General features: G+C 33.5%; 12 protein-coding genes. All 12 read left to right on the top strand.

Annotated features, from left to right (window positions below):
• Positions 1-192: 192 nt before the first annotated feature.
• The 12 genes from BU038_RS10845 to BU038_RS10790 all read left to right on the top strand — a co-directional run bounded on the left by BU038_RS10845 (position 193) and on the right by BU038_RS10790 (position 10,363).
• Complete coding sequence (locus tag BU038_RS10845) at positions 193-1,251, top strand: M24 family metallopeptidase (protein ID WP_107606049.1); 1,059 nt, start codon at positions 193-195, stop codon at positions 1,249-1,251.
• A gap of 27 nt (positions 1,252-1,278) precedes the next feature.
• Positions 1,279-1,836, top strand: a complete 558-nt coding sequence (gene efp, locus BU038_RS10840; protein WP_002481025.1) for an elongation factor P — start codon at positions 1,279-1,281, stop codon at positions 1,834-1,836.
• A 211-nt stretch (positions 1,837-2,047) separates the two neighbouring features.
• On the top strand, positions 2,048-2,521 hold the full coding sequence (gene accB / locus BU038_RS10835; protein ID WP_002481024.1) for an acetyl-CoA carboxylase biotin carboxyl carrier protein: 474 nt from the start codon (positions 2,048-2,050) through the stop codon (positions 2,519-2,521).
• Between the two features lie 2 nt (positions 2,522-2,523).
• A complete protein-coding gene (accC, locus tag BU038_RS10830; protein ID WP_107606048.1) occupies positions 2,524-3,876 on the top strand; it encodes an acetyl-CoA carboxylase biotin carboxylase subunit in 1,353 nt (450 codons plus the stop codon).
• Between the two features lie 15 nt (positions 3,877-3,891).
• Entirely contained in the window at positions 3,892-4,263 is a 372-nt protein-coding gene (locus BU038_RS10825) for an Asp23/Gls24 family envelope stress response protein (RefSeq protein WP_107606047.1), read from the top strand.
• A gap of 20 nt (positions 4,264-4,283) precedes the next feature.
• On the top strand, positions 4,284-4,673 hold the full coding sequence (gene nusB / locus BU038_RS10820; protein ID WP_002481021.1) for a transcription antitermination factor NusB: 390 nt from the start codon (positions 4,284-4,286) through the stop codon (positions 4,671-4,673).
• 15 nt (positions 4,674-4,688) lie between these two features.
• Positions 4,689-6,029 (top strand): exodeoxyribonuclease VII large subunit, encoded by a 1,341-nt coding sequence (gene xseA / locus BU038_RS10815; protein ID WP_107606046.1) that lies wholly within the window; start codon positions 4,689-4,691, stop codon positions 6,027-6,029.
• Positions 6,022-6,255: an exodeoxyribonuclease VII small subunit gene (locus BU038_RS10810; protein ID WP_107606045.1), complete on the top strand. Its 234-nt coding sequence runs from the start codon at positions 6,022-6,024 to the stop codon at positions 6,253-6,255. Before xseA ends, BU038_RS10810 begins: the two co-directional genes overlap by 8 nt.
• A complete protein-coding gene (locus tag BU038_RS10805; protein ID WP_107606050.1) occupies positions 6,248-7,123 on the top strand; it encodes a polyprenyl synthetase family protein in 876 nt (291 codons plus the stop codon). Before BU038_RS10810 ends, BU038_RS10805 begins: the two co-directional genes overlap by 8 nt.
• A 178-nt stretch (positions 7,124-7,301) precedes the next feature.
• A complete protein-coding gene (gene ahrC / locus BU038_RS10800) occupies positions 7,302-7,754 on the top strand; it encodes a transcriptional regulator AhrC/ArgR (protein ID WP_107606044.1) in 453 nt (150 codons plus the stop codon).
• Between the two features lie 14 nt (positions 7,755-7,768).
• Complete coding sequence (gene recN / locus BU038_RS10795) at positions 7,769-9,445, top strand: DNA repair protein RecN (RefSeq protein WP_107606043.1); 1,677 nt, start codon at positions 7,769-7,771, stop codon at positions 9,443-9,445.
• Positions 9,446-9,472: 27 nt separating this feature from the next.
• The gene (locus tag BU038_RS10790) at positions 9,473-10,363 is read left to right on the top strand and encodes a phosphate acyltransferase (RefSeq protein WP_107606042.1); all 891 of its coding nucleotides are present in this window, start codon (positions 9,473-9,475) and stop codon (positions 10,361-10,363) included.
• Positions 10,364-10,679: the final 316 nt, after the last annotated feature.

Here is a 10,679-nt window from a genome sequence, read left to right as displayed (position 1 = left end):
GTTCTTAGATTCTTATATTTCAGTTTGCACTTTAATTTTCTTATACTTTTAGCGTAATGTTCCTTAATATGAGGTATAAAAGCTTATAGTTCTATCCGCTTTGTGATAAACTTTGATTATAATAAAAGTGATAAAATCACTATCACAGCTCCATAAAATTACATGATTAAGAATGACATAGGAGGAGTATGTATGTCTAGAATTGAAAAAGTAAATCAAATTATTTCAGAAAAAAATTTAGATGCGTTAGTTGTATTATCTGATTACAACCGTCGTTATTTATCAGGTTTTACAGGCACAAGTGGCGCTTTAGTTATTACACCTGAGCGTCGTATCTTGATTACGGATTTCCGTTATATTGATCAAGCTACAAACCAAGCTTCTGAATTTGAAATTGTAAATCGTTCTGCAGGTTTAATTGATGAAGTTAAATCCGTGCTCGAACAAAACGAAGTAAAGTATGCTGGTTTTGAAGGACATATCGTCAGTTATGATACATTCCAACAATTAAATGATTCTGATGTTGAATATCAAAGTATTGGCAGTGCGATTGAAGATATTAGAGCTATCAAGGATCAATCAGAGATTGATACAATTCAAAAAGCTGCAGATATTGTAGATAAAACATATGAGTACATTTTAAGTATTGCAAAAGCAGGTATGACAGAACAAGAATTAAAAGCCGAATTAGAAGGTAAAATGTTGAAACTAGGGGCAAGTGGTCCATCCTTTGACACAATCGTAGCATCAGGCTACAGAGGTGCATTACCACATGGTGTCGCAAGTGACAAAGTCATTGAAGAAGGTGAGCTAATCACTTTAGATTTTGGTGCATATTATAATGGTTATGTATCTGATATCACTCGTACATTTGCGATTGGTCAACCAGACCCTAAACTAGTAGAAGCTTATAATATTGTTTTAGAAGCACAAAAAACTGCTGTTGCACAAATCAAAGCAGGCATGACAGGCAAAGAAGCAGATGCGATTGCACGTGATATTATCGCAAGTTACGGTTATGGAGATAATTTCGGACATTCCACAGGACATGGTATCGGCTTAGAAATTCATGAACAACCTATGCTTGCCAAACAATCTGATTATGTATTAGTCCCAAATAATTGCGTAACGGTAGAACCGGGTATCTATATAGAAGGACTAGGTGGAATCAGAATAGAAGATGACATCTTAATCACAGAAAATGGTAATGAAGTCTTTACTAAATGCACAAAAGACCTTATTATTTTATAATGAAAGCGTATATGAGGAGGAAACTGAATGATTTCGGTTAATGATTTTAAAACAGGTTTAACAATATCTGTTGATAACGGTATTTGGAAAGTTATTGATTTCCAACATGTAAAACCAGGTAAAGGTTCAGCATTTGTTCGCTCTAAACTAAGAAACTTAAGAACTGGCGCAATTCAAGAAAAAACATTCCGCGCAGGTGAAAAAGTAGAACAAGCAATGATTGAAAACCACCGCATGCAATATTTATATGCAGATGGTGATACTCATGTATTTATGGACAATCAAACATTTGAACAAACTGAATTGCCTGGAGATTATTTAGAAGAAGCATTAAAATATTTGAAAGCAAATATGGAAGTTCAAATCCAAACTTACGAAGGCGAAACAATTGGTGTAGAATTACCTAAAACTGTTGAGCTTACAGTAACAGAAACTGAGCCTGGTATTAAAGGTGATACTGCAACTGGTGCAACTAAATCAGCTACAGTAGAAACTGGATATACGCTAAACGTACCTCTTTTCGTAAACGAAGGAGACGTTCTCGTAATCAACACTGGCGATGGAAGTTACGTTTCAAGAGCCTAAATTTTAAATGACCCCTTTTCTGACATCCAATCCTTTAATGATAGTCAACTTTTTATGTTGATGGATTAGATGAATGAAAGGGGTTCTTTTATTTTATTATCTTTGTTTTACATCATGAGAATGTCTAAAGTTATAGTGATATGCTTGAATTGATAATTTCAGTCAAGTAAAATATACAAGAAGAGTAAAAACAATCTGAAGGAGCAGTACTATGAATTTTAAAGAAATCAAGGAATTAATTGAAATACTAGATAATTCAAATCTTACTGAAATTAATATCGAAGATAACAAGGGAAGTATTATTAACTTAAAGAAAGAAAAAGAAAGAGAAATCATTACACCACAAATTTCTCAACAAGCTTTCCCTGCACAAGCAGCTGCGCCAGCACCTGTACAAAATGATTCAGCTGTCAGCGAAGCTTCTTCTGCTGCAAATTCAGAAGCTGATCAGGGGAAAACAATTAACGCACCAATGGTAGGAACATTCTATAAATCACCGTCACCAGAAGAAGAAGCTTATGTAAAAGTTGGGGATACTGTATCAAATGATTCAACAGTATGTATTTTAGAAGCTATGAAGTTATTTAATGAAATTCAAGCAGAAGTTTCTGGGGAAATTACTGAAATCTTAGTTGAAGACGGACAAATGGTAGAGTATGGCCAACCGTTATTTAAGGTGAAATAATAATGAAAAAAGTTTTAATTGCCAATCGCGGCGAAATTGCCGTTAGAATTATCAGAGCGTGTAAGGATTTAGGGTTACACACAGTTGCAATTTATTCTGAAGGGGATAAAGAAGCACTACATACTCAAATTGCTGATGAAGCGTACTGTGTGGGTCCTACACAATCTAAAGATTCATATTTAAATATTCCAAACATCTTATCTATCGCTACTTCTACTGGATGTGATGCAGTACATCCAGGTTATGGATTCTTGGCAGAAAATGGAGATTTCGCAGAATTATGCGAAGCATGTCAACTTAAGTTTGTCGGTCCAAGTTATGAATCCATTCAAAAGATGGGGATTAAAGACGTAGCTAAAGATGAAATGATTAATGCGAATGTACCGGTTGTGCCTGGCAGTGATGGTCTAGTAGATTCAATTGAGGATGCTAAAAAAACTGCAGAAGAAATTGGTTATCCAGTTATCATTAAAGCCACTGCAGGCGGTGGTGGTAAAGGGATTCGTGTAGCCAGAGATGAAAAAGAATTAGAAAATGGTTATAAAATGACACAACAAGAAGCAGAAACTGCCTTTGGGAATGGTGGTTTGTATCTTGAAAAATTCATTGAGAATTTCCGTCATATCGAATTCCAGATTATCGGTGATCAATATGGTAATGTAATTCAATTAGGTGAACGTGATTGTACAATTCAACGCAGAATGCAAAAACTTGTTGAAGAAGCACCTTCACCGATATTGACCCCAGAAAAAAGACATGAAATGGGTCAAGCTTCTATTAGAGCTGCCAAAGCAGTAAATTATGAAAATGCAGGCACAATTGAGTATATCTATGACTTAGATACTGACGAGTATTACTTCATGGAAATGAATACTAGAATCCAAGTTGAACATCCGGTTACAGAAATGGTTACTGGGATTGATCTAGTAAAATTACAATTATTAGTTGCAATGGGTGAGCCATTGCCATTCACACAAGACGACATTAAGATTAATGGACATGCAATGGAGTTTCGTATTAATGCTGAAAATCCATATAAAAACTTTATGCCATCACCAGGTAAAATCACTCAATATTTAGCGCCAGGAGGCTATGGTGTAAGAATTGAATCAGCTTGTTATACAAACTATACAATTCCTCCTTATTACGATTCTATGGTTGCTAAATTAATTGTTCATGAACCTACTCGTGAAGAAACGATTATGGCAGGTTTACGTGCCTTAAGTGAGTTCTTAGTGTTAGGTATAGATACAACAATCCCATTCCATATTCGTTTATTAGAAAACGACATTTTTAATAGCGGACGATATAACACTAAATTCTTAGAACAAAATGATATTATGAAAGAGGATTAAGAAGGAGGCATTCACATGGTAAAAGTATCAGAAGATACACATGCACATTTAGGTAGAGTGGAAATCTCTCCAGAAGTATTAATCTCAATTGCAAGTATTGCAACATCTGAAATAGATGGATTAACTGGACACTTTGCTGAAATTAAAAATGCTTCACCTGAAAAGTTGAATCGCAAAAATTTAACTAAAGGTATAAAACTTGAAACAAAAGAAGATGGAATTTATATAGATGTATTCTGTGAGTTTAAGTATGGTATCAACATCTCTCAAACAGCATTGAAAATTCAACAAACGATTTTCAATTCCCTCAGCAATATGACAACTATAGTTCCTAAACAAGTCAACGTTCATATCACACATATTGAAGTTAAAAATAACAAGAAATAAGTAACAAAGGAGCACGCTCAATGAGTCGTAAAGAATCAAGAAGCCAAGCATTTCAAGCACTGTTTCAACTTGAAATGAAGAATACAGATTTATCTATAGATGAAGCCATTAATTTTATTAAAGATGATTATCCGGATTTAGAATTTGATTTTATTCATTGGTTAGTATCAGGCGTAAAAGACCACGAACCAGTACTTGATCAAAAAATCCAAGAAAATCTAAAAGATTGGAAAATCTCTCGATTATTGAAATCAGACCGTATCATTTTAAGAATCGCTGCTTTTGAACTTGAGCATAGTGATACACCACCAAAAGTCGTTATCAATGAAGCTGTTGAACTTGCTAAACAATTCAGTGATGAAGATCATTATCGTTTTATCAACGGTGTATTAAGTAATTTAAATCAATAGGATAGAGTGATTAGTATGTCCGATTATTTAAGTGTTACAGCCTTAACTAAATATATCAAATATAAATTTGACCAAGACCCACACCTGCAATCAGTTTTACTTAAAGGTGAATTATCAAATTTTAAACGTCATAGTAGTGGTCACTTATATTTTAATCTGAAAGATAACAACAGTGTCGTAAATGCTATGATGTTTAAAGCACAAGCAAGTAAATTAGATTTCACACCCAAAGAAGGGGATGAAGTCTTAATAGAAGCACGTGTTAGTGTGTATGAAAGACGCGGTAATTATCAAATATATGTTAATAAAATGCATCTAGACGGTATCGGTAATTTATATCAACGTTTAGAAGAGCTGAAAAAAGCGTTAACTAAACAAGGTTTATTTGATATGAGTCACAAAAAACCGATTCCAAAACTCCCTAAAAAAATTGCAGTACTGACTGCAAGTACAGGTGCTGCAATACGAGATATTCATTCTACAATTAATAGCCGATTTCCATTGGTTGAACAAATTCAAATCAGCACATTAGTTCAAGGAGAACAGGCTAAAAATGATATTGTAGAAAAATTGCGATACGCTGATACATTGGGAGCAGATGTTATTATTTTAGGACGTGGCGGAGGTTCTATTGAAGATTTGTGGAATTTTAACGAAGAAGATGTAGTACGTGCAATCTTTGATACTCAGACTCCTGTTATTTCCGCAGTCGGCCACGAAACGGACTTTACATTAAGCGATTTTGTAGCAGATGTACGAGCTGCTACACCTACACAAGCTGCTGTAATTGCAACGCCGGACCAAGTAGAACTGACTCAATATATTAAACAAATAGAGTTAAGCTTATCAAGACACATTGTCCAATTAATCAATAATAAGAAAAAGCATTTAGAGCATGTGGCTTCTTATTATAAATTTAAGCAACCATCGTTGTTATATGATCAACAAATCCAACGACGAGATGAGCTTGAAAAACAACTAAGTACTGCGATGACTAATCAACTGACTTATTTACGTCAGCGTATTAATCTGCTGAATAGTCGTATAAATGTGAGAGATTTGAAACAACTGACTCAACAAGCTGTTTTAAACAAATCGCAACTCGATAAAGTTTTAAATAAATCAATGAATAACATCCTTAGTAATGCCAAAACTAAGTTGGCACAACGGTTAGAAAACTTAAATAATTTAAGTCCAACTAACACGATGTTGCGCGGTTATACGATTGTCAATAAAGATAACCAAGTTATTACAAGTACGCAATCATTAAAAACTAATGATCACATCAGTTTAACCATGAAAGATGGAGAAGTTGATACAATAGTGAAGAAAGTTAGGTGCAATAAAGATGAGTAATGAACAAAGTTTCGAAAATATGATGGAAGAATTAGAAAACATTGTAAAAAAATTAGATAATGAAACAGTTTCTTTGGAAGAAGCATTAGACTTATACCAAAGAGGGATGAAACTTTCAGCATCTTGTGATGAAACGTTAAAAAGTGCAGAAAAGAAAGTGAATGAACTCATGAAATCTAATGATGGAGAACAAGCTGAAGCATCAGCTGAGAATGAAAATGAATAAAATTATTGAAATCATCAACCAGCAATTACTAGAAACGATTCCTAATTCAGCTCTTGGCACTAATTTAGAAGAAAGTATGCGTTATTCTCTTGAAGCTGGAGGAAAACGTATTCGTCCAGTTCTATTATTAGAAACTTTAAAAATGCTTTCTAAAAACCACACTTACACTAAGGGTATCCGTACTGCTTTAGCGTTAGAAATGGTACACACATACTCACTCATTCATGATGATTTACCCGCTATGGATGATGATGATTATCGAAGAGGCAAATTAACAAATCATAAAGTTTATGGAGAATGGAAAGCACTATTAGCAGGAGATGCTCTATTAACAAAAGCTTTTAACTTAATCAGTACAGACGATGCGATTGATTCTGAAACTAAAGTAGCTTTAATCACACAACTTTCTGATGCAAGTGGTCATTTAGGCATGATTGGCGGACAAACATTAGATATGGAAAATGAAAATAAAAAAATCTCTTTAGACACTTTACAACAAATTCATCGTGAAAAAACTGGCGCATTATTATCTTTTGCTATTAATGCAGCAGCAACTATTGCGAAAGCAGACACTGAAATATCAGAGGTTCTTGATACGTATAGTGAGCATTTAGGCTTAATATTCCAAATTAAAGATGACTTATTAGATGTCTATGGTGATGCTGAAAAATTAGGTAAACCTGTTGGTAGCGATGAGAAAAATCATAAAAGCACCTATGTAACTTTACTAGGTTTAGAAGAAACAGAAGAGCGACTTGAATATCATGTTGAGCAAGCGAACCAATGTTTAAAACAATTATCAGATAGACATTACGATACAACTGAACTTGAAAATCTAACGCAGTTGTTCTACAAACGTGATCACTAAAATAATAAGCTGAGTCCTAATATTCAATTTAGACTTAGCTTATTTCTATTTATAAAGTTTTATAAATATGCACTAATCTTGAGCATAAAGACGCTAAATTAGAAGAAAATAAAAGCATTTTGTCCAAACATGTGATACTATGATTGTATAAATATTCGTAATTTGAGGTGTAAGAAAAGTGGCTAAAAAATCAGTAAGACACATAAAAATCAGAGAAATCATATCCACTGAGCAGGTTGAAACTCAAGATGAATTGGTAAAACGTTTAAATTCATTTGATTTGAATGTAACACAAGCAACTGTTTCACGAGATATTAAAGAATTACAGTTAATCAAAGTACCTGCACCGACAGGTCAATACATTTATAGTTTACCAAATGATAGAAAATATCATCCCTTAGAAAAACTCGGACGATATTTAATGGATTCTTTTGTAAATATTGAAGGAACCGGTAATTTATTAGTTTTAAAAACACTCCCAGGTAATGCGCAATCTATCGGCGCTATCTTAGACCAAATCGATTGGGATGAAGTACTCGGTACAATTTGTGGTGATGATACTTGCTTACTCATTTGTCACGATGAGGAAGCAGCTAATGCTATCAAAACACGTATTTTTAATTTGTTATAAGGAAGCGATAAGCCATGTTACAAACACTAACAATTAAACAGTTTGCTATCATTGATGAATTAGAAATTAATTTCGGAGATGGATTAACCGTATTAAGCGGTGAAACAGGTTCAGGTAAATCTATCATCATCGATGCTATTGGACAACTTATAGGTATGCGTGCATCTTCAGATTTTGTTCGTCATGGCGAAAAGAAAGCAACCATAGAAGGTATCTTTGATATTGATAACAATCCAGAAGTTATTCGCACGCTGAATGAGTTAGAAGTTGATGCGGATGAGGATTTTTTAATCGTCAAAAGAGAAATCTTCAGTTCAGGTAAAAGTTTATGTAAAGTTAACAATCAAACGGTAACCTTACATGACTTGCGTTTAATTATGCAAGAATTATTGGATATTCATGGTCAACACGAGACGCAATCACTACTAAAACAAAAGTATCATCTTCAATTGATAGATTCATACTCAGATGGCAAATATGATGACATTTTAAAGCAATACCAAAATACTTATCAAACATTTAAAGCTAAAACACATGAACTCGATGAATTGGAATCTGCTGACCAAGCATTACTTCAAAGATTAGACTTAATGAAGTTTCAGGCTGATGAACTTTCAGAAGCAAATTTACAAGAGGGCGAAGTTGAACAATTAGAAGCAGATATTAAACGTATTCAAAATTCTGAAAATTTAAGTTTAGCTTTAAATGCGGCTCATGCAACGTTAACAGATGAACAAGCTATTCCAGATCGCCTCTATGAATTAAGTCTGCAACTTGCGAATATTGATGAAATTATTCCTAAAAAGTTCACTGAACTTAAAGAACAAGTTGACCAATTTTACTATACGCTGGAAGATGCTAAACATGAGCTATATGATGAACTATCAAATTCAGAATTTGATGAGCAGTATTTAAATGAATTAGAATCTCGTATGAATTTATTAAATAATCTCAAAAGAAAATATGGTAAAGATATTTCTAGTTTAATACAGTATCAAGCTAAACTAGATGATGAAATTAACAAAATAGAAAATTATGAACAAAGTACAGCAAATTTAAAAGAAGAGATTACTCAGTTACAAGAACAATTAAATAAAGAAGGTCAAATGCTTTCAAAAGAAAGAAGAAAAGTGGCGCGTGAACTAAGAGATCATATTGTAGAGGAAATTCAAAATCTACAAATGAAAGATGCCAATCTCGAAATCTCATTCAAACCTTTAGATGAACCAAATGCAGAGGGTATAGAAAAAATAGAAATATTAATTAGCCCGAATAAAGGTGAACCACTAAAAAGTCTGGCTAAAATAGCCTCTGGTGGTGAATTGTCTCGTATCATGTTAGCTTTAAAAAGCATTTTTGTTAAATCACGCGGTCAAACAGCTATATTATTTGATGAAGTCGATTCTGGCGTTTCAGGAATTGCCGCTCAAAAAATGGCGGAAAAAATGCGTGCCATTTCTGAGTATATTCAAGTTATATGTATCTCACACTTGCCACAAGTCGCATCAATGAGTGACCATCATCTATTAATCAGTAAGGCCTCACAAGACGATAGAACAACAACTCACGTCGAAGAACTTACAGGAGAGAATCGTATAGATGAAGTTGCAAGAATGATTTCTGGAGCTAATGTCACGAAATTGACTAGAGAAAACGCAAGAGAAATGATAGAACAAAACCATGCGATGTAATCTATTTGAAATGAGAGGAGATTAGCTATGGAATTCGATACATTGATCTCTAATACCCAAGAGTTACAAGGTAACGTTGGTGTTTTATTTGCGAATGATGAGAAAACAATCGCAGCAATTGTGCAATTACTTAAACAAACAAAGTGTCATGTAACACTTTATGGGACAAAAGATCCTACAGAATTAATACGTTCTTTTAACATTGAAGGTGATTTATTAAGTCGTATTCACTTACGAACATTTCAAGAGCGAGAAGATGTCTTTAAAAAGTGTGCTGATGACTTGAACTCAGAACAACCTCATATTTTAATGAAAGGTAATTTACCTTCATCAGAAATTTTATCTTTTGTGCTCAAACACAAAACGTTTATGGATGATCGGCAGTTTTTAAATCATGTATCGTGTTTCGATATTCCTTCGTATCATAAAATGTTGATAATCAGTGATGTTGCTTTAAATGTAAAACCTAGTATAGATGATCGTATTCATATGATTGAAAATATTGAAAGCTTTGCTAAAAATATTGGTTATAAAAGTTTAAATGTCGGATTATTATCATCCTTAGAACACCCTACAACTAAAATACCTTCGTCTGTAGATGCTGCAGAAATTGCTGCACACTTTAAACAACACGAGTTTTTAAACGTAGAAGGACCGTTCGCCTTTGATAACGCAATTGATAAAGAAAGTGCAATTGAAAAGGGCATTGAGTCTGATATTGCAGGCGACGTCGACGCGTTAATTGTTCCGCACCTTGATGTTGGCAACACACTCTACAAATCATTAACATATTTTGCAAATGCACAAACGGCTAATTTAATTTTAGGATCAAAATTCCCAATCGTTTTAACATCTCGAGCAGATTCTGTGCAAAACAAAGTTAATTCAGCTATTTTAGCACTGCATACATTAAAATAAGTACATGAAAAGTTTGTTTGAATCGGACTTTTTACTAAATAGGAACAGTATGAGTAAAATCATTTCTGTTCCTATTTTTATGATTAGAACTTTTCTAATTTTACCTAATTTTTCCTGAATTCAGATTCAAGAAAATTCTCTATCCCACAATATCGAGTTGTACTCATCTATTTTTATTATATAATAAATAATAGAATGTATAAGCATATAATTCTGAGAGTCTCATTTCTTAATATTTCACAAAAAAATTTCTTGTTTTTCATTTTTTAACTATACAAGTCCTGAGAAATATTGCCTTGATTGTGTACATCAAGAG

It is taken from the genome of Staphylococcus simulans, from assembly GCF_003043455.1.
Taxonomy (GTDB): domain Bacteria; phylum Bacillota; class Bacilli; order Staphylococcales; family Staphylococcaceae; genus Staphylococcus; species Staphylococcus simulans_A.
The sequence above is the reverse complement of the archived record's forward strand: the minus strand, read 5'-3'. Positions and strand labels throughout refer to the sequence as shown.